Below are 18,729 nucleotides of genomic sequence, written 5' to 3'. Positions count from 1 at the left end.
AGTCATGGTCGTGCGCGTACTCGTGATCGGCTCGGGCGGCCGCGAACATGCCCTTCTCATCGGCCTCAAGAACGATCCGTCGGTCACCGACCTGCATGTCGCTCCCGGCAACGCCGGCACCTCGGCGATCGCCACCAACCACGCCGTCGATGTGGTCTCGGGTGAAGCGGTCGTGGCCCTGGCGCAGAAGCTGGACGCCGACCTCGTGGTCATCGGACCGGAGGTGCCACTCGTCCTCGGCGTCGCCGACGCCCTGCGCGAGGCCGGCATCGCGACCTTCGGTCCGAGCGCCCGGGCCGCGCAGATCGAGGGTTCCAAGGCCTTCGCCAAGGACGTGATGGCTGCCGCCGGCGTCAAGACCGCGCATGCGGAGATCGTCGACAACCCGGCCCATCTCGACGCCGCCCTCGACCGTTTCGGGCCCACCTGGGTCGTCAAGGACGACGGTCTGGCCGCCGGCAAGGGTGTCGTCGTCACACCCGACCGGGACGTCGCCCGCGACCACGCCGCCGAATGCCTGGAGAGCGGACACCCCGTTCTGCTGGAGAGTTTCCTCGACGGACCCGAGGTCTCGCTGTTCTGCCTCGTCGACGGCGAGACCGTGGTCCCGCTGCTGCCCGCGCAGGACCACAAGCGTGTCGGCGACAACGACGCCGGACCCAACACCGGTGGCATGGGCGCCTACACGCCGCTGCCGTGGCTGCCCGCCGAGATGACCGAGCGCATCGTCGACGAGGTCGTCAAACCCGTTGCGGCCGAGATGGTCAAGCGCGGTATCCCGTTCTCGGGCCTCCTGTACGCCGGTCTCGCGATCGGGAAGGACGGTCCCGCGGTCGTCGAATTCAACTGTCGCTTCGGTGATCCCGAGACCCAGGCGGTCCTCGCACTGCTGAAGTCGCCGCTCGGTGCGGCACTCAACGCGACCGCCACCGGGACGCTCGCCGACCTCCCGCCGCTGGAATGGCGCGACGGCGCCGCGGTCACGGTGGTCGTCGCCGCCGAGAACTACCCCGGCAAGCCGCGTACCGGTGACATCATCACCGGCGCCGACGCCGAGGGGGTGCTGCACGCGGGCACCGCTCGCAATGCCGACGGCGCGATCGTCTCCGCCGGTGGCCGCGTGCTCGCCGTCGTCGGTACCGGCGCCGACCTCGCCGAGGCCCGCACCCAGGCCTACGCCCGCATCGAGAAGATCAAGCTGCCGGGCTCGCACTTCCGCACCGACATCGGGCGCAACGCTCTCGAAGGTCGCATCAGCATCTAGACACTGGTCCGCTCACGTTCTCCGTTCCCGCTCACCCGATTGATTCGCGTGAGCGGGAGCGGAACGAGTGAGCGAAACGCTCTCATACCGCGAGATTGCGGCCCAGGAACTCGATCTGCTCGGGCAGCACGCTGCGCCAGTACCGGTTGGTGTGACCGCCGGCAGCGGTGCCGAAGGCGGCCGGCGGGTGCAGACCCGCGGCCCACTGGCGGGTGTAGGTGTAGAACTGATCGCTCGAACCGATGTTGATCAGCAGCGGGATCTTCGCAAAGCTCGGTTGCGCGCCGAACAGCGAGTTGGCCTGGTAATCGTCGAGGCTGTCGAAGGCGCGCGGCGGGAAGTTGCGCGGGTCGGCCCACATCGCGGGCGAGCTGACGGCCACGGCCGCGACGCGCGGGGCGCCGACCATCGACGCCAGGCGCAGCGCGCCGTATCCGCCCATGGACCAGCCGAAGAGTCCGATGCGGTCGGTGGACAGGTTGAGCTTCGGGTCGTTCGCGAGCATCGGCAGGAACTCGTCGAGGATCATCGCCCCACCATCGGTGCCGTCGGTCCGGCGATGGTAATAGTTGCGACCCACGTCGGCTGCGGCCAGCGCGAACGGGGTGTTGCCGTTGTCCACGTACTGCTGCATGACGGTCTGCATCTCGAGCTTCGGCCCGAAGATGGACTTCTCGTTGGTGTTCAACGCGTGCAGCACCACGACGACCGGGAGCTTGCCGGTCACCCCGTTGGGCCGGGCCACCGCCCAGCGGGTGTCCCGACCGCCCATGCGGACGGATCTGAAGCTTCCGGTGATCAGTGGGGGACCGCTCGTGACCGGCGGCGGCGACGTCTCGACGGGGAGTTCGTCGTCGGCGGCCCGGCCTTCGAGGTTGCGCGGCTGCACCGAAGTCGAGGGCGCCTTGCCCGAGCAGGCGGCGATCCCGATGGCTGCCGCCCCGACCCCTGCGGCGAGTACGGCTCGACGGCCCACGCGCGGCAGGTCGCGGTCGGCAGCATCGGAGAAACGGGATCGCACGCTGGTCATCGAATCAACAGGGTAATCGTGGACCCCGGGCTCGACGCAACGTCGAGTCGGCCGACTCGCCGACGCTGTGAGATATCTGTCCCTGACTTGACGTTCAGTCGAGTGAGGCGATGGCCTTCTGTAACAGTTCGGCGGCTCCGGCGGCCACGTCGGGGAGGCCGGGGGCGTCGGTCACCGCGACCATGATGTCGGGATTCATCGCCTCGACGATGATCGTCCCGGCGTGGTCGGTGTCGTCGCGCACCACGACGTTGCAGGGCAGCAGCAGGCCGATCTGACGCTCGACGCCGAGCGCCCGATGGGCGAACTGCGGATTGCAGGCTCCGAGGATGAGGTAGTTCTCCATGTCCTCGTCGAGCTTCTTCTTGAGGGTCGCCTTCACGTCGATCTCGGTGAGCACACCGAAACCCACATCGCTCAGCGCTTCTCTCGTGCGGGCGACGGCGTCGTCGAAGCTGGTCTGCAGGGTCGTCCGGTATCCGAGTTTCATGATCGCTCCTCTCGTACTCCTCGCGCCCGATCAGGCGAGCGCCAGGAACAGCTTTTCCAGTTGGTCGATGGTCATCGGTTCCGAGTCCTGCGATTGTTCGCCGGTCATGCATTCCCGAAGGCCCGTCGCGACGATCTTGAAACCGGCCCGATCGAGCGCACTCGACACCGCGGCGAGCTGGGTCACGACATCCTTGCATTCGCGTCCCTGTTCGATCATCGAGATCACGCCGGCAAGCTGGCCGTGAGCCCGCCGCAACCGGTTGAGCACGACGCCGATCGATTCTTCGTCGCCGACCATGGCGACCTCCTACTGTTCTTGCACGTGTGCAACTGCTATGACAAGAGGCAAGTATACCCCTTGGGGTATCAGTTCCGGTCTGCCAGTTCGCAGCGGTAGTCGATCGGCCGGCCGCGCCGGTCGAAGTTCACCCTGGCCATGGAACGACCGTCGGTCACATCACAGATCGGTGAGCGTCCGCCGTCTGTCCCGGTGCGCCAGCTGATGTGCCAGCCGCGCCGTGCGGCCATCCCGTGGATGGCGACCCGATGATCGTTCACCGCAAGGGAACCCATGATCCTCGGCAGTCCGGTGGCGAAGTCGGCGAAGGTCGGCTCGGGAAGGGTGAGGTCGTCGAGAAGAAAAACGCCGCGATCGTCGCCGTCGAGACGAACCGTGCAATACGGACTCATTCCCGTGCTGCCGACGGCCGCCGCCGCGATGACGTCGATGACCCGGTCGGCCGGATCGTCGGCTCGGTCGCGAGACGGACCGGGTGGCAGCGTCACTCGCGGAGAGGTGAAATCGTCGATGCCCAGTCGCGCACCGGCCTCGCGCAGTCTCGACGCGAGCCCGGTCTCGTCGCCGAGCGGGTGAGCCCAGCCCCAGACGATCGCCGACGGTTCAACCACGGCGACCAGCGACGCCCGGCACCGGACGACCGTCACCTCACCGTCCGATCCGGAACCGGCGTCGTCGGAGGTGAACACGACCACCCGGTTGTCCTCGTCGCACCGTACATCGAAGGCGCCCAGCCTCTCACGGAGGAAGTCGACGAACGCGGACTGTCTCAGCGAGGTGTAGAGCGCCGCATAATCGGCGACAGCGTGGAGGCCGTCGAACTGCATGGCATCACGGTAGACGCGGTCGGGCGCGGACCGATCCTCTCGTCCGACGACCGACTGACGTGGACCGTGAACAGTGCATTCAGCACGGGCGTCGTCGTCTTATACGGGAATTCGCCTGTGGTCGTGCCGCTTTGGTCAAAAGCAATACGGCGGTACGGACGCCTTTGGCAGCATGAACCACATGATGACGTCGGCAGCGACACCGAAGGGTGCGCGACGGCGGTCCCGTTTGATCGAGGCCGCCGGTGAGCTGCTGCTCGAAGGCGGCTTCGACGCCGTACGTCATCGTGCGGTGGCCGAGCGCGCCCAGCTGCCGCTGGCGTCGACGACGTACTACTTCGCCTCGCTCGACGACCTGATGGCCGAGGCCGCGGCCAGTCTGTGCAGCCACGACGCGTCCGCAGTCTCCGAGCGCTGCAACGCACTTCCGCGCCGACGCCGCGGGAGGACCGCGACCGCGTCCGCGCTCGCCGAGGTCATCGTCGGCGTGGACACGACGATCCAGCAGCTGTCGGCCCGCTACGAGATGATCGCGCTGTCGGCGCGCTACCCGATGTTGCGTGAGGTGGTGAGCGACCGGTGGCGGACGTTGTCGCTGTGCCACCTCGATGTGCTCGCCAAATCCGGCCGGGTCGCCGATCCAGCCCACATCGCCCAGCTGATCGGGATCGAGGACGGTGCCATCGTCGGTGCACTCGGACGCAACGGTGTCCGGCCCATGGACGCGGTGCGCGACGCCCTGCTCGAGGTGGTCGACGTCCTCGCGCCGCGGGCGTGACGGCATGCAAGGAAACGGATCGGATGTCCGGGGGAGCCGATGAGTAGACACAGCACCCGCGCAGGCCTTGTCGCCGCGCTCATGTGCCTGATCGCCGGGGTGGCGATGCTCGTCGCCCCCGGCGCACACGCCGCGCCCGCCGGTCGCGTCGACGCGGGTGTTCCGCTGTCGTCCGCGGTGTACGGCACCGGATGCACCTATCCGGTGACGATTCCCGTGAACTCGTCGGGTTGGGTGTCGTTCTGGGAGGTCAAACCCGGTCTGCCGGCACGTTTCATCGGCCGCGATCTCCCGTCGGGTGCCCTCGCCTCGGTCACCTGGGTTCCCCGTCGTATCGGTGACAAGTACCTCTATGCCGTACAGAACGGCAAGGCCTCGCCGCCCACGCTGGTGAAAGTGCGTCAGGGCTACGGGTCCAACGGAACGTGTTTCGCGTTCTAAGCGCCGGGGACGGTGGAATTCGGGATCCGTCCGCGACCGACCTACACTGATCGGGTGTCGAAGCCTGCCATCGCCAACGTCCTGGCCAGCCGCTATGCCTCCACCGACCTCGCCGAGCTGTGGTCGGCCACCACCAAGATCGCACTCGAACGGCGCCTGTGGATCGCGGTACTGAAGGCACAGCGCGACCTCGGGATCGACGTCCCGGCCGATGCCATCGCCGACTACGAGCGCGTCGTCGACCAGGTGGATCTCGCCTCGATCGCCGATCGTGAGCGCGTCACGCGCCACGACGTGAAGGCCCGCATCGAGGAGTTCAACGCCCTCGCGGGTCACGAACAGATCCACAAGGGCATGACCAGCCGCGACCTCACCGAGAACGTCGAGCAGCTGCAGATCCTGCGTTCTCTCGAACACGTGCACTCCCACGGTGTCGCGGTCCTGGCCCGCATCGTCGAACGTGCCGCTCAGTATTCGTCGGTCGTCATGGCCGGCCGCAGCCACAACGTCGCCGCTCAGGCGACGACCCTAGGCAAGCGGTTCGCCTCGGCCGCAGACGAACTGATGATCGCCCTCACCCGCCTGCGTGAGCTGATCGACCGATACCCGTTGCGCGGTATCAAGGGCCCGATGGGCACCTCGCAGGACATGCTCGACCTGCTCGGCGGTGACGCCACCAAGCTCGCCGATCTCGAGTCCCGGGTCGCCGATCACCTCGGTTTCGCCCGGTCCTTCACCTCGGTCGGCCAGATCTACCCGCGGTCGCTCGACCACGATGTCGTGTCCGCGCTGGTCCAGGTCGCTGCCGCGCCGTCGTCGCTGGCGCACACCATCCGACTCATGGCCGGCCACGAGCTGGTGACCGAGGGCTTCCAACCCGGTCAGGTCGGCAGCTCGGCGATGCCGCACAAGATGAACACCCGCAGTTGCGAGCGTGTCAACGGCCTCGCGGTGGTCCTGCGCGGTTATGGCTCGATGGCCGCCGAACTCGCCGGTGCCCAGTGGAACGAGGGTGACGTGTTCTGCTCGGTCGTCCGCCGCGTCGCGCTGCCGGATGCCTTCTTCGCCATCGACGGCCTGATGGAGACCTTCCTGACCGTCCTCGCCGAGTTCGGTGCGTACCCCGCGGTCATCGCCAACGAGCTCGACCGTTACCTGCCGTTCCTCGCGACGACCAAGGTGCTGATGGCCGCGGTGCGCGCGGGCGTCGGTCGCGAGACCGCCCACGAGGCGATCAAGGAGAACGCCGTCGCGGTGGCGCTGGCGATGCGCGAGGAGGGGCGTGAGCCCGATCTGCTCGACCGCCTCGCCGCCGATGACCGCATCCCGCTCGACCGGGCTCAGCTCGACGAGCTGCTCGCCGACAAGTCGGTCTTCGTCGGTGCTGCCGAGCAGCAGGTCGCCGACGTCATCGCGGCCGCGGAGAAGATCATCGGCCAGTACCCGGAGGCCGCGGCATACGCGCCTGCGCCGATCCTGTAGCGCACCGACCTCCGGGCGACGCCGCTGACTACGCGGGCTGGTTCTTCCGCTTGGAGATGTCGACGCGGAACTCGTCCTCACCCTCGGGCGGAACGTAGTTGAAGTCGAACGGGTCGCGGTTGAGGATCACGCGGAGAATCAGGTAGAAGTGCGCGAACCCGAGCGCGATCGAGGCGAAGCCGAGAAGCTGGGTGGGCAGCCACGGGTAGTCGCTGTTGACGGCGATCCAGCCGGGAAGGGCTGCGAAACCGTAGGCGGCGGCCATGGTGATCGGCATGATCGGCAGCAACAGTAGCGCCCGCACGCCCGTGAAGTACGACCGAAGCCGGTAACCGAGGGCGACTGCGAGGGTGACGCCGAGCGGGTTGCATGCTTCCCACCACCACGGCAGCTCTCTGACCAACACCAGCGGATGATTGCCGTAGTAGTGGTAGAGGCCCATCGACAGGAGGATCTCCTCGAAGATGATCGCCGCCACCACGAGGCCGCCGAATGCGAACCAGATGTGCTTGGTCGGCGGCTTCTTGGCGAGCGTCGCGTACTCGAATGCACCGAGGGCCGCATAGCCGAACCACGCCGCGACGATCCACCACGGCATCTGGCGACCCATCAGGGTGAAGGCGTGGCCGAGGAATTCGGTGTCGCTCCACGGGAAGTAGACCGCACCCATGATGTCCAGGAAGACCTCGGTGAACACCACCAGAGGAGCGCTGATGGCCAGCATGAGGGGCACGATGTCGCGGGTCCGGCGGTAGAAGGCGACGCCCATCGCCACGCCGGAGAGCCCGAGCAGTGTCATCAGGATCGTGGCGATCACGTTGTTGCCGACGAGGTAGGGCTCGTAGAGGGGCTTCATCGGGAGGTTGAAGTGGTCGTCCATGCTCGTCTCGGACAACCGGTTGTTGTCCTGTTTGGTGATGATGAGGGACACCACCACGAACAGGGTGGCCGCACCGAATGCGACCCACCTGGCTGACCATCGCTTCTTCCCCTGGATCCCCTCGGCGGGATCCGTCGTCAACGCAGACACCGGCGTCACTCCTTCAGGTTCATCTCTCCTGGAACTCCTCACGTGCCGCGCACGTCAGTGGCGGCATGGAAGCCGGCACGTAGGGGACAGGGTTGACCCTTACTTGCCAGATCGTGGTCCGCGTCGACGAAGCGCCACAGCCCCGGATGTGTGATCCATGCCACGGTTCAAAGTATTTGTTATCTAGACTATTTGTCAATCAATAGTTGATCGACATAATTCGAAAATCGAGGCAGACTGTCAGGACGGGTCGCCGTGTCCGAGTCGCCAGTCCGGGAGTGCGACGTCGCGTACCCGTCGCTTGAGTTCGGGTGCGTCGGGGAAACCGCCGTCGCGCTTGCGCTCCCAGATCTGCTTCCCGTCGACGTCGATGTGGAACACGCCCCCGGTTCCCGGGATCAGGGTCACCGAGCCGAGTTCGGTGCCGAAGGTGTTCAGCAACTCAGAGGCCATCCACGACGCCCGCAGCAGCCAGTTGCACTGGGTGCAGTAGGTGATGGTGATGTGTGGTGCGCTCATCGGTCAAGAATGTCAGAGGCTGCCGCCCCCGGCGGACCGGTGACCCTCTAGGGTCGAGTCCATGCGTCCTGAACTGCAGTCCTACCGGCATCTGGCGTCGGGGAAGGTCCGGGAGATCTATGAGATCGACGCCGACACCCTGCTGTTGGTGGCCACCGACCGGATCTCGGCCTACGACCACATCCTGAGCCCCGCGATTCCCGACAAGGGGCGCATCCTGACCGCGATGAGCTTCTTCTGGTTCGACGAGCTCGGCGTCCCCAATCATCTCGCCGGTGGTCCCACCGACGAGCGCATCCCGGGCGAGGTCGTCGGCCGCTCGATGGTCGTGCGTCGGCTCCCGATGGTCCAGGTCGAGTGCGTCGCGCGTGGCTACCTGACCGGGTCGGGACTGCTCGACTACCAGGCGACCGGCGCGGTGTGCGGCGTCGAGCTGCCCGCGGGCCTGACCGAGGCCGGCAAGCTGCCGGAGCCGATCTTCACCCCGGCCACCAAGGCCGAGCAGGGTGAGCACGACGAGAACATCAGCTTCGAACGGGTCGTCGAGCAGGAGGGGGCCGAGTTGGCCGAGGCGCTGCGGTCGGCGACCCTCGACATCTACGGACGCGGCGCGGCGGTGGCCGCTGAACGCGGGATCATCCTCGCGGACACCAAGTTCGAGTTCGGACGCGGCCCCGACGGTGAACTCGTACTCGCCGACGAGGTCCTGACGCCCGACTCGTCCCGGTACTGGGAGGCCGCGACCTACGAGGCGGGCAAGGTGCAGCCCAGTTTCGACAAGCAGATCGTTCGCAACTGGCTCACCAGTGCCGAATCCGGTTGGGACAAGGCATCCGACGAGGCTCCGCCGACCCTGCCCGGCGATGTCGTCGAACGTACGCGGCAGCGGTACATCGAAGCCTACGAATGGATCACGCAGAAGTCCTTCGCCGACTGGCCCACCGCGGAGGTGGTTTCGTGATCGACGAGCGCGAGACCCCGACACCCCCGGTCGCGAAGAAGGTCCCGGCGGAGCGCACCCATCACGGCGACACCTTCGTCGACGACTACGAATGGTTGCGCGACAAGGACGACCCGGAGGTCACCGCCTACCTCGAGGCGCAGAACGCGTTCACCGAGGCGCACACCGGCCATCTGTCGGATCTGCGCAAGCAGATCTTCGACGAGATCAAGAGCCGCACCAAGGAAACCGACATGTCGGTGCCGGTCCGGCGCGGACGCTACTGGTATTTCGCCCGCACCCACGAGGGCAAGCAGTATTCGACGTCGTGCCGGTGCCCGATCGCCGCGGACGACGACTGGACCCCGCCGAAGGTCGACGACGGTGTGGAACTACCCGGTGAGGAGATCCTGCTCGACAGCAACGTCGAAGCCGAGGGACACGACTTCTTCAGCCTGGGCGCACTGACCGTCAGCGACGACGGGAACTGGCTGGCCTACAGCACCGACGTCGTCGGTGACGAGCGATATACGCTGCGCATCAAGGATCTTCGCACCGGTGAGGTCCTCGACGACGTGGTCACGGACACGTCGGGCAGCGCGGTGTGGTCGGCCGACGCCCGCCACGTCTTCTACTCGACGGTCGACGCGGCGTGGCGTCCGGACACGGTGTGGCGCCACGACATCGGTGCCGGCACCGAGGACGTCAAGGTCTTCCACGAACCAGACGAGCGGTTCTGGGTCGGCATGGGCACCACCCGCAGCGACAAGTACGTCGTCATCGGTGTCGGCTCCAAGATCACCTCGGAGAGCTACATTCTCGAGGCCGACGACCCGACGGGTGAATTCCGCAGTGTCGCACCGCGGGTGGACGGCGTCGAGTACAGCGTCGAACATGCCGTCATCGGTGGCGACGACTATTTCGTGATCGTGCACAACGAGGTCGTGGACGGTCAGAAGGCGGAGAACTTCGCCGTCGACATCGCGCCGGTCGACAACCCGTCGGACCGGCGTCCGCTGATCGCACACGACCCGGCCCGCCGAGTCGAGGACCTCGACGCCTTCGCCGACTACCTGGTGCTGTCGTACCGGCGAGAGGCGTTGCCGCGTCTGGCCATCGCCGATCTTCGTCAGATCGAGGGCATCCCCGCCGAATCGGATTTCCACGAGGTCGAATTCGAGCAGGAGCTGAGTACGGCCGGACTCGGTGGAAACCCCGAGTGGTGGTCGCCGAAGCTGCGCATCGGATACGGCAGTTTCATCGAACCCGCGGAGCTGTTCGAACTCGACGTCGCGACCGGCGAACGCACGTTGCTCAAGCGGCAGCCGGTGCTCGGCGGCTACGACCCCGCCGATTACGTTCAGTCCCGCGAGTGGGCGGTCGCCGACGACGGCACCCGGATTCCGCTGTCGGTGGTGCGCCGCAAGGAGACCGACGCCGCCAAGCCCGCTCCGTTGCTGCTGTACGGGTACGGCTCCTACGAGGCGAGCATCGACCCGTACTTCTCGGTGGCCCGTCTGTCCATGCTCGATCGCGGCATGGTCTTCGTCCTCGCCCACATCCGCGGCGGCGGCGAGATGGGACGCTACTGGTACGAGAACGGCAAGGAACTCAGCAAGAAGAACACCTTCAACGATTTCGTCGCGGCGGGACGGCATCTCGTCGAAACGGGGTGGACGACGCCGCAGCAGATGGTCGCCGAGGGTGGTTCGGCCGGTGGTCTCCTGGTGGGCGCGGTCGCCAACCTCGCGCCGGAACTGTTCAACGGGATCCTGGCGTCGGTGCCGTTCGTCGACGCCCTGAACTCGATCCTCGACCCGTCGCTGCCGCTGACGGTCATCGAATGGGACGAGTGGGGCGACCCGTTGCACGACCCGAAGGTCTACGAGTACATGAAGACCTACACGCCCTACGAGAATGTCGACGCGAAACCGTATCCGCCGATCCTCGCGCTGACGTCGCTCAACGACACCCGGGTGCTCTACGTCGAGGCGGCGAAATGGGTTGCGCGACTTCAAGAGAATTCGACGTCGGACAATCCGATCCTGCTGAAGACGGAGATGACGGCCGGTCACGGCGGCGTGAGCGGACGCTACAAGCAGTGGGAGGAAGTCGCCTTCGAGCTGGCGTGGATCCTGCAGCAGTCGGGTGCGTTGGAACGGTCCGGAGACTGACCCCGTGACCGGAAGAGCCCCACCGACCCGCAAGTCGGTGGGGCTCTTCCGGTCAGGTCGCCCGATCAGTGCATCATGATCGGTCCGCGGTCCAGATCCTCTTCGGTCAGGGGTGACGCGATCTTCTTGCGGGGCAGGAAGAACGCCGGGATCAACGTGAGCACGATCAGCACGACCGACACCACGAAGGTGTTGGAGAACACGTCGGCCGCGGTGTCGAAGAACGACTCCGGCAGCGGGTTCGGGACTCCCGGCGGCAGCGGCTTGTCGGAGGTGTTCGCCATGATCGCGAGACCCGCCTCCGGCTTGTTCGCGAGACTGCTGGCGAGGATCACCGAGATCACCGCGGTGCCGATCGAGGTGGCCGCCTGCTGGATGACATTCATCAGCGTCGAACCGTCGGGCACCTGCGCATTGTTCAGGGTGGCGAGCGCCGCCGACATGATCGGCATCATCGTCATACCCATGCCGAGACCCTGCACGAACAGCGAACCGCAGATCAGCCAGTACGAGGTGGTTGCACCGAGCATGGTGAAGGTCGCCATGCCGACGAGGATCAGCACGATGCCGCCCAGCACGAACTTGCCCGGGCCCATCTTGTCGGTGAGCTTTCCGGCGATCGGCATGGTCAGCATGGCGCCGATGCCCTGCGGTGCCAGGAGGAGACCGGCCGCCAGGGTGGATTCGCCGCGGACGCCGATGAAGTACTGCGGGAACAGCAGTGCGGCACCGAAGAACGCGATCATGAACAGCACCATGGTCAGCACCGCGATGCTCAGCGTGCGGTTCTTGAAGAGCTTCAGATCCAGGAGCGGGTTCTTCTTGCGCAGCGCGTGGGCGATGAACGCGACGATCAGGATCGCGCCGATGATCGTCGGGATCAGCACCTGCCCGCTGACGAAGGTCCGGTGCTCCGCGCTCGAGGAGATGCCGAACAGGAACAGCGCCAGGCCCGGCGACAGGAGCAGCAGACCGACGACGTCGATCGACGAGCGCGTGGTCTCCGCGTCGTCGCGAAGGACGATCCAGGAGAAGATCAGGGCGCCGATTCCGATGGGGACATTGATCAGGAAGATCCAGTGCCAGCTCAGCTGCTCGATGAGGACGCCGCCGAGGATGGGGCCCGAGATCGGGCCGAGCAGCATCGGGATGCCGAGGACTGCCATGACCGAGCCCACTCGTTCCGGGCCGGCGGCCTTGGTCAGCATCATCATGCCGACGGGCATCAGCATGCCGCCGCCGAGACCCTGGATCACGCGGAACGCGACCAGCGCACCGATGTTCGGGGCCAGCGCACACAGCACGGAACCGAGGGTGAACAGCACCAGTGAGACGAGATAGACCTTCTTGGTGCCGAAACGCGATGCCGCCCAGCTCGACAGCGGGATGACCGCGGCCAGGGCAAGGGTGTAACCGGTCGCGGTCCATGCCGCACCGGCGGCGTCGGTGTTGAACTCCTGCTGGAAGGTGTTCTGTGCGACGGCCACGACGGTGACATCGAGAATCGACATGATCGCGCCGAGCACGACCACACCGGCGACCATCAGGACGTTGCGGTCCAGCTTGGTGTCCGGCGGACCTTCGTGGAGGTGGCCTCCGGTGGATGATGTCATGCGTGTTCCTATCGGTCGGTCGAGAGACGGCCCTGCGCAAGGGCGGTCTCGATCTACTACGTGCGGGCGACGAGCGGGTGTCGGGAGTTGTTCGCGGTCAACGGGCGAGGAGATTGCCGTGGGGGCGGCCCCGGGTGGGGGTCACGACGCCTCCTGCCTGGTCGGGACCGTCAGGCAGAAGTGGTCGACGGCGTCGTCGACGATGGGTCGCAGCGCCGAACACAGGTTGTCCCGGAGTTCGGCGGGCAGGCCGGCCACGAACCGTCGTACGGTGTCGTGCTGCAGCGCCAGGTGTGTCTCGAGGTAGCGCACGCCGTCGTCGGTGAGCGAGACCCGCTTGATCCGACGGTCCGCCGAGTCCTCACGACGGTCGGCGAAGCCGCTGCAGACCAGCTTGTCGACCGTCCGGCCCGCGGCCGCGAGGGACAGCTGAACCTGCTCGGCGATGGCGTTGACCGGCATCGGACCGTCATGGCTGCCGAGCGCGCAGAGCACCCTCAGCTGCGAGAAGGTGATGTCGGTGGCGGCGAGACTCTCCATTGTCTCGGGCCGGCCGAGGTCGAGGAGCCGATCGAGGAATGCGACGAGGGCCGCCGAAGCGGACTCGATCGATGCAGAATCGATCGGGTCGGCGGCGCCGTAGGCGCACGAGGTTTCCTCAGACACCGGAAAATGCTAACTCCGATGCAACTATTGCGGAAACGCAATAGGTGTGAAATGGCACATATGCTGCGAGATGGTGTGAGCCCCGTCTCACGCTGCGTGGTGCACTTCCGTCGAGGACGTCTAATCTCTCCCCATGGGCAACATCAAAGACATCCCGGTCACCTCTCTCGACGGCTCCGACGTCTCGCTGAAGGACTTCGGTGGGCCGCTGCTGATCGTCAACGTCGCCAGCAAGTGCGGCCTCACCCCGCAGTACGAAGGTCTCGAGCAGCTCGCCAAGTCCTACGGCGACAAGGGGCTGACCGTCGTGGGCGTCCCGTGCAACCAGTTCATGGGCCAGGAGCCCGGCACCGCCGAAGAGATCGCGACCTTCTGCTCGACCACCTACGGGGTCACGTTCCCGCTGCTCGAGAAGACCGACGTGAACGGCGACGGGCGCCATCCGCTGTACGCCGAGCTGACCCGGCACGCCGACGCCGACGGAGAGGCCGGCGACATCCAGTGGAACTTCGAGAAGTTCCTCGTCAACGCCGACGGTGAGGTCGTCAACCGTTTCCGTCCGCGTACCGAGCCGACCGACCCCACCGTCGTCGCCGCGATCGAATCCGTGCTCTGAGCCGATTTGGGGCACCCGGTAAGCTGACCAGGCGAGAACTGATCAGTAGACATTGAGGAGCGGTGCCATGGCGCGAGTGGTGGTCGACGTGATGCCCAAAGCCGAGATTCTCGACCCGCAGGGGCAGGCCATCGTCGGCGCACTGGGTCGGCTCGGATTCACCGGGATCGGCGACGTCCGTCAGGGCAAGCGCTTCGAACTCGAGGTCGACGACACCGTCGACGACGTGACCCTGGAGCGGATCGCCGAAGAGTTGTTGACCAACACGGTCATCGAGAACTTCAACGTCTCTCGGGTCGCGGAGTAGGCGGCATGACAGCTCGGATCGGTGTCATCACCTTCCCCGGCACCCTCGACGACGTCGACGCCGCGCGCGCGGTCCGGCTCGCGGGTGCCGAACCCATTGCGCTGTGGCATGGCGACGCCGACCTGAAGGGCGTCGACGCGGTCATCGTGCCCGGCGGCTTCTCCTACGGCGACTACCTCCGTGCCGGCGCCATCGCGCGTTTCGCGCCGGTGATGGGCTCGGTCGTCGACGCGGCCGGCAAGGGTATGCCGGTTCTCGGTATCTGCAACGGATTCCAAGTGCTGTGCGAGGCCGGCCTGCTGCCGGGCGCGCTCACCCGCAATGAGGGCCTGCATTTCATCTGCCGCGACGAGTGGCTGCGCGTCGAGAACAACACCACCGCATGGACGACCCGGTTCGAGCGGGGCGCGGAGATCCTCATCCCGCTGAAGTCCGGCGAAGGTCGGTATGTGGCGTCGGAGCGCAAGCTCGAAGAGCTCGAGGGTGAGGGCCTGATCGTGTTCACCTACCCGGAGCGCAATCCGAACGGGTCGGCACTCGACATCGCCGGGATCTCCAGCCCCAACGGGCGGATCGTCGGGCTCATGCCGCATCCCGAGCACGCGACCGAACCGCTCACCGGCCCCAGCGACGACGGTCTCGGCCTGTTCTACTCGGTGATCGACTCGGTGCTCGCCTCGGTATGACCGGACCGAGGATCCCGACCAGCGCCTCGGCGTCCGGGCTCGGCGGGTTCATCGACGCGTCGCCGTCGCCCTTCCACGTCTGCGCCACCGTCGCCCGCGAGCTCGAGAATGCGGGGTACACACGGCTTTTCGAGGATCAGGCGTGGCCGTCCGCGGTCAGTGCGGCGTCGTCGAAGTCCTATGTGATCCGCGGTGGCTCCCTCATCGCGTGGGAAACGGGTGGAGGTCCGGCGTTTCGTATCGTCGGCGGGCACACCGACAGTCCCAACCTCCGGCTGAAACAGCATCCCGACCGTTCATCGGCCGGCGCGGCGATGATCGCGCTCGAACCCTACGGGGGCGCGTGGCTCAACTCTTGGCTCGACCGTGATCTCGGACTGTCCGGGCGACTCGCCTATCGGGCGGGAGATCGCGTGGCGCACACGCTCGTCCACGTGACCGAAGCAGTGGTACGGGTGCCGCAGCTGGCAATCCACCTGTCGGAGGACCGGAAAGGCGTCTCGCCCGATCCGCAGCGGCACGTCGACGGACTCTGGGGCCTCGACGACGGCGCCCCCGACGTCCTCGGCTGGGTCGCCGAATATGCGGGGATCGACCCCGGCACACTGCTGGGCTGGGAACTGATGACCCACGACATCGCGCCCTCGGCGCTGATCGGTACGGCGGAGAATCTGCTCAGCGCACCGCGTTTGGACAATCAGGGCACCTGTTACGCGGGACTGCGGGCGCTGCTCGACGGCTCGTCGTCGACGAATACCCGCATGCTGGCGCTGTTCGACCACGAAGAGGTCGGCAGCGGCTCCGAGCGCGGTGCCGCATCGGACTTCCTGGCCTCGGTGTGCGAGCGGATCGTGTTAGCGCGCGGCGGTTCTCGCTCCGACTATCTGCAGGCGATGGCGGCGAGCGTGTGCCTGTCCGGAGACATGGCCCACGCGACGCACCCGAACTATCCCGAGCGACATGAGCCCGGCCATCGGATCTCGATCGGCGGCGGTCCGGTGCTCAAGGTGAACCAGAATCTCCGCTACGCCTCGGATGCTCTGGGGGAGGCCGTCTTCGCGATGGCCTGCGACGACGCCGGCGTACCGATGCAGCGCTACGTCCATCGGGCGGATCTGCCCTGCGGTTCGACGATCGGACCGATCACCGCGACCCGCACGGGACTGGCGACGATCGACGTCGGGGCTCCACAGCTCGCGATGCACTCCGCGCGCGAACTGATGGGTGCCGCCGACGTGCCGATGTATTCCGCTGCGCTACAGGCGTTTTTAGCCCAGCAGTAGTTCGGGTCAGTAGGAACGCGCGAACCCGAGTACGTTGTTCACGTACTCCATCGAGTTGTTGTACCGCAGGATCGCGGTGGTCAGCGACGCCGGGTTGCGCAGGTCCAGGTGGTCGTCGCACAGGTAGCGCGCAGTGGTCAGCGCCGCGTCGAAGATGTTCTGCGGGTCCGACTTTCCGTCACCGTTGCCGTCGGCCGCGTAGGCCTTCCAGGTCGACGGCAGGAATTGCATGGGGCCGACCGCGCGGTCGTAGGCCGCGTCGCCGTCGAGCTCACCGCCGTCGGTGTCGCTGATGACCTCGTTGCCGCCGAGCGAGCCGTCGAGGACGGGGCCGAAGATGGCACTGCGCAGCACGCCGTCGGGATTGACGTTGCCCTGGTCGGCGTGATGGGACTCGACCTTGCCGATGCCGGCGATGACCTTCCAGTCGATGCCGCAGCGCGGGTTGGTGTCGGCGATGGTCTTCGCTGCCTTCGTGTAGGCGTCGTAGTTGGTCACGGGGACCGCGCCGGAGGTGACGCTCGCCGGTCGGATGACCGGGGCGGGTGCCGGCTTCGGTGCCGGGGCGACCGGGTGGACGTTCGCCGCGGGGGTGAGGGCCGGGGCCGCGGTGGCCGTCACGCCCTTGGCGGGGATGCTGGGCTCCGGGGCGGCTGTCGGGTGGGACAGCTCGGCTCCTGCGGTCGCCGCGCCCGCCAGGACCCCGACGGGGAGGAGGGCCGTGGCCCACAGCGGTGTGCGTGTTTTCTTCCGTGGCTTGGAATGCTTACCCAAAACTCTGACCTCGCGTGTACTGCTGATGGTTCGTGCTTTCGGAACCGAGCCGACCGTACACGTGGTCGTGAGCAAAGCGTTATCTGTCCGTGACCAACCTAGGTCTGGACAGTTGAACGACTGTGTGTCTTCGCAGGTAGCCGCGGGCGCACTCGTGTCGATGTGAGACGGCCCACACGAGCCTCAATTCGGACGCAGAACGGACATCGTGGCGCCCTCGCTGAGGACGATGTAACCCTCGACGACTTTGATCAGCCCGGGGGAGCCGACGCCCTGTTCCCAGGCCACGGTGTTCTCCGGCGTCAGAGCGGTCAGCTGTCCCTGGTTCGAGAGGATCATGGTGGTGTCCGTCGACCCGATGCAGGCCGGATTGGCCAGGATGGGTTGCTCCGGACCGGGCGGCGGACCGCTGCCGATGTGCTTGCCGTCCGCGAGCGCGTACGTCGTCCGCGAACCGTCGAGGCGCCCGAAGTTGACCAGTGAGCCGCAGGCGATGGCCCCTGACTTGGAGAGTTCCCGGTCGCTGATCCGCCACAGAGCGCCGTGTCGGGCCGGGTCGCGGACCTCGTACTCCCCGCGGTCGGCGAAGATGCGGTTGGACGCGGTCAGCAGCGCAAGCGTCGACGGACCGGACTCCACCTGCAGGCCTTCTGAGTCGTCGACGGGGTCCGCGTCGACGCGTCCGTTGACAGTGGCGTAGCTGGTGACCCGCTCGGCGTTGTGGTCCTGGTGCTCGACGGTCACGCCCGTCGGATAGAGGGCGATGTTGCACTGGTCGCAGGCGATGCGGTTGTCGCCGTTCGTCGGGTTCACCAGGTACTGGCTGGCGTCCGCGGTCTTGACGACGACGATGTCGCCGGTGACCTCGATGTCGACGACCGGCGCGGCGAAGGTTCGTGCCCAGATGGTCTTCCCGGCCGGGGTGTTCAGCGAGACCTGGTGGCCGACGCGGTTGACGCGCAGGAAGTTGTTGCCGAGTCCGACGACCTTCTTCGTGTCCAGATACTCGGAGGTCTGCGTCGGGTGTCCCGCGTCGTCGACGAGATAGAAGCCGTCGTCGAGCGGCGTGCCGAGTTGGACGGCACAGCCCACCTGCCCGGCCTCGTTGACGGCGCAGTCGCCTTGGCCAGCGTTGATGGGTGAGTCCCAGAGCATACGACCGTTGCGTCGGTCCACCATCGTGAACGAGCGGCCCAGGCCGGAGGGGTACGCGATGAGCCAGCCCTCGTCCGAGGTGTCGACGACCTGGATGGTGACCTCGTCGCGATAGTCGGGCAGATCCTCGTGGCCGACGATGGTCCAGGCGATGGACGGCGCCCGGTGGTAGTCGCGCAGTTCCCCATATGCGTACTCGGTGTCGTCCACCTGGTACTTACCACCGGAGAGCACCACTCCGACGGTGACGAGCATCGCTGCGCAGAGGATCAGTACGACGGTCCCGATACCGAACGGCAGGCGCGCCGAAAGCGCCCGGGCGCGGGAGCGTGAGGACATGGGTAAGAGTGAACC

General features: G+C 66.6%; 20 protein-coding genes. 10 read left to right on the top strand and 10 right to left on the bottom strand.

Annotation, left to right across the window (positions count from 1 at the left end):
- Positions 1–10: 10 nt before the first annotated feature.
- Complete coding sequence (purD, locus tag BPODLACK_RS00860) at positions 11–1,264, top strand: phosphoribosylamine--glycine ligase (RefSeq protein ID WP_191834713.1); 1,254 nt, start codon at positions 11–13, stop codon at positions 1,262–1,264.
- Between the two features lie 82 nt (positions 1,265–1,346).
- Here purD and BPODLACK_RS00855 read toward each other — a convergent pair whose 3' ends face one another.
- The 4 genes from BPODLACK_RS00855 to BPODLACK_RS00840 all read right to left on the bottom strand — a co-directional run bounded on the left by BPODLACK_RS00855 (position 1,347) and on the right by BPODLACK_RS00840 (position 3,911).
- Positions 1,347–2,294 carry an alpha/beta hydrolase gene (locus tag BPODLACK_RS00855; RefSeq protein WP_096273032.1) on the bottom strand — a complete coding sequence of 316 codons (948 nt, stop codon included), beginning with the start codon at positions 2,292–2,294 and terminating at the stop codon, positions 1,347–1,349.
- A 94-nt stretch (positions 2,295–2,388) separates the two neighbouring features.
- Complete coding sequence (locus BPODLACK_RS00850; RefSeq protein ID WP_024500179.1) at positions 2,389–2,784, bottom strand: DUF302 domain-containing protein; 396 nt, start codon at positions 2,782–2,784, stop codon at positions 2,389–2,391.
- A 30-nt stretch (positions 2,785–2,814) separates the two neighbouring features.
- Positions 2,815–3,084 (bottom strand): metal-sensitive transcriptional regulator, encoded by a 270-nt coding sequence (locus BPODLACK_RS00845; protein ID WP_006435820.1) that lies wholly within the window; start codon positions 3,082–3,084, stop codon positions 2,815–2,817.
- Between the two features lie 68 nt (positions 3,085–3,152).
- Positions 3,153–3,911 (bottom strand): DUF6882 domain-containing protein, encoded by a 759-nt coding sequence (locus BPODLACK_RS00840; protein ID WP_024500178.1) that lies wholly within the window; start codon positions 3,909–3,911, stop codon positions 3,153–3,155.
- Positions 3,912–4,095: 184 nt separating this feature from the next.
- Here BPODLACK_RS00840 and BPODLACK_RS00835 point away from each other — a divergent pair, with 184 nt between their 5' ends.
- The 3 genes from BPODLACK_RS00835 to purB are packed head-to-tail and all read left to right on the top strand — an operon-like array spanning position 4,096 to position 6,612.
- Positions 4,096–4,689, top strand: coding sequence for a TetR/AcrR family transcriptional regulator (locus BPODLACK_RS00835; RefSeq protein WP_191834971.1), 594 nt, complete (start codon positions 4,096–4,098; stop codon positions 4,687–4,689).
- Between the two features lie 39 nt (positions 4,690–4,728).
- A complete protein-coding gene (locus tag BPODLACK_RS00830) occupies positions 4,729–5,130 on the top strand; it encodes a hypothetical protein (protein ID WP_024500176.1) in 402 nt (133 codons plus the stop codon).
- Positions 5,131–5,184: 54 nt separating this feature from the next.
- Positions 5,185–6,612, top strand: a complete 1,428-nt coding sequence (gene purB / locus BPODLACK_RS00825) for an adenylosuccinate lyase (protein ID WP_024500175.1) — start codon at positions 5,185–5,187, stop codon at positions 6,610–6,612.
- Positions 6,613–6,640: 28 nt separating this feature from the next.
- Here the strand turns inward: purB and BPODLACK_RS00820 are convergent, their stop codons facing one another.
- Positions 6,641–7,642 (bottom strand): hypothetical protein, encoded by a 1,002-nt coding sequence (locus BPODLACK_RS00820; protein WP_232513058.1) that lies wholly within the window; start codon positions 7,640–7,642, stop codon positions 6,641–6,643.
- Positions 7,643–7,882: 240 nt separating this feature from the next.
- Positions 7,883–8,161 carry a SelT/SelW/SelH family protein gene (locus BPODLACK_RS00815; protein ID WP_096273035.1) on the bottom strand — a complete coding sequence of 93 codons (279 nt, stop codon included), beginning with the start codon at positions 8,159–8,161 and terminating at the stop codon, positions 7,883–7,885.
- Between the two features lie 61 nt (positions 8,162–8,222).
- On the opposite strand from BPODLACK_RS00815, the gene BPODLACK_RS00810 reads away from it, so the two are divergent.
- Together BPODLACK_RS00810 and BPODLACK_RS00805 are read left to right on the top strand one after the other, a co-directional pair.
- Positions 8,223–9,122, top strand: coding sequence for a phosphoribosylaminoimidazolesuccinocarboxamide synthase (locus BPODLACK_RS00810; protein WP_159404503.1), 900 nt, complete (start codon positions 8,223–8,225; stop codon positions 9,120–9,122).
- On the top strand, positions 9,119–11,275 hold the full coding sequence (locus BPODLACK_RS00805) for a S9 family peptidase (RefSeq protein WP_159404502.1): 2,157 nt from the start codon (positions 9,119–9,121) through the stop codon (positions 11,273–11,275). The genes BPODLACK_RS00810 and BPODLACK_RS00805 overlap by 4 nt, the downstream gene beginning before the upstream one ends.
- A 65-nt stretch (positions 11,276–11,340) precedes the next feature.
- Here the strand turns inward: BPODLACK_RS00805 and BPODLACK_RS00800 are convergent, their stop codons facing one another.
- Both BPODLACK_RS00800 and BPODLACK_RS00795 read right to left on the bottom strand, forming a co-directional pair.
- Complete coding sequence (locus BPODLACK_RS00800; RefSeq protein ID WP_024500170.1) at positions 11,341–12,888, bottom strand: DHA2 family efflux MFS transporter permease subunit; 1,548 nt, start codon at positions 12,886–12,888, stop codon at positions 11,341–11,343.
- Between the two features lie 141 nt (positions 12,889–13,029).
- The gene (locus tag BPODLACK_RS00795; protein ID WP_159404501.1) at positions 13,030–13,554 is read right to left on the bottom strand and encodes a MarR family winged helix-turn-helix transcriptional regulator; all 525 of its coding nucleotides are present in this window, start codon (positions 13,552–13,554) and stop codon (positions 13,030–13,032) included.
- Positions 13,555–13,687: 133 nt separating this feature from the next.
- Here BPODLACK_RS00795 and BPODLACK_RS00790 point away from each other — a divergent pair, with 133 nt between their 5' ends.
- The 4 genes from BPODLACK_RS00790 to BPODLACK_RS00775 all read left to right on the top strand — a co-directional run bounded on the left by BPODLACK_RS00790 (position 13,688) and on the right by BPODLACK_RS00775 (position 16,446).
- Positions 13,688–14,170 (top strand): glutathione peroxidase, encoded by a 483-nt coding sequence (locus BPODLACK_RS00790; RefSeq protein ID WP_006435809.1) that lies wholly within the window; start codon positions 13,688–13,690, stop codon positions 14,168–14,170.
- Positions 14,171–14,237: 67 nt separating this feature from the next.
- The gene (gene purS, locus BPODLACK_RS00785) at positions 14,238–14,477 is read left to right on the top strand and encodes a phosphoribosylformylglycinamidine synthase subunit PurS (RefSeq protein WP_006435808.1); all 240 of its coding nucleotides are present in this window, start codon (positions 14,238–14,240) and stop codon (positions 14,475–14,477) included.
- Between the two features lie 5 nt (positions 14,478–14,482).
- Positions 14,483–15,163 carry a phosphoribosylformylglycinamidine synthase subunit PurQ gene (gene purQ / locus BPODLACK_RS00780; RefSeq protein ID WP_096273041.1) on the top strand — a complete coding sequence of 227 codons (681 nt, stop codon included), beginning with the start codon at positions 14,483–14,485 and terminating at the stop codon, positions 15,161–15,163.
- A complete protein-coding gene (locus BPODLACK_RS00775; RefSeq protein ID WP_096273043.1) occupies positions 15,160–16,446 on the top strand; it encodes a M18 family aminopeptidase in 1,287 nt (428 codons plus the stop codon). Before purQ ends, BPODLACK_RS00775 begins: the two co-directional genes overlap by 4 nt.
- 6 nt (positions 16,447–16,452) lie before the next feature.
- On the opposite strand, the gene BPODLACK_RS00770 is transcribed toward BPODLACK_RS00775, so the two are convergent.
- Complete coding sequence (locus BPODLACK_RS00770) at positions 16,453–17,220, bottom strand: lytic transglycosylase domain-containing protein (RefSeq protein ID WP_024500166.1); 768 nt, start codon at positions 17,218–17,220, stop codon at positions 16,453–16,455.
- A 183-nt stretch (positions 17,221–17,403) separates the two neighbouring features.
- Entirely contained in the window at positions 17,404–18,714 is a 1,311-nt protein-coding gene (locus tag BPODLACK_RS00765; protein ID WP_024500165.1) for an outer membrane protein assembly factor BamB family protein, read from the bottom strand.
- Positions 18,715–18,729 lie beyond the last annotated feature (15 nt).

It is taken from the genome of Gordonia sp. YY1 (assembly GCF_009872315.1).
GTDB lineage: Bacteria > Actinomycetota > Actinomycetes > Mycobacteriales > Mycobacteriaceae > Gordonia > Gordonia amicalis.
The sequence above is the reverse complement of the archived record's forward strand: the minus strand, read 5'-3'. Positions and strand labels throughout refer to the sequence as shown.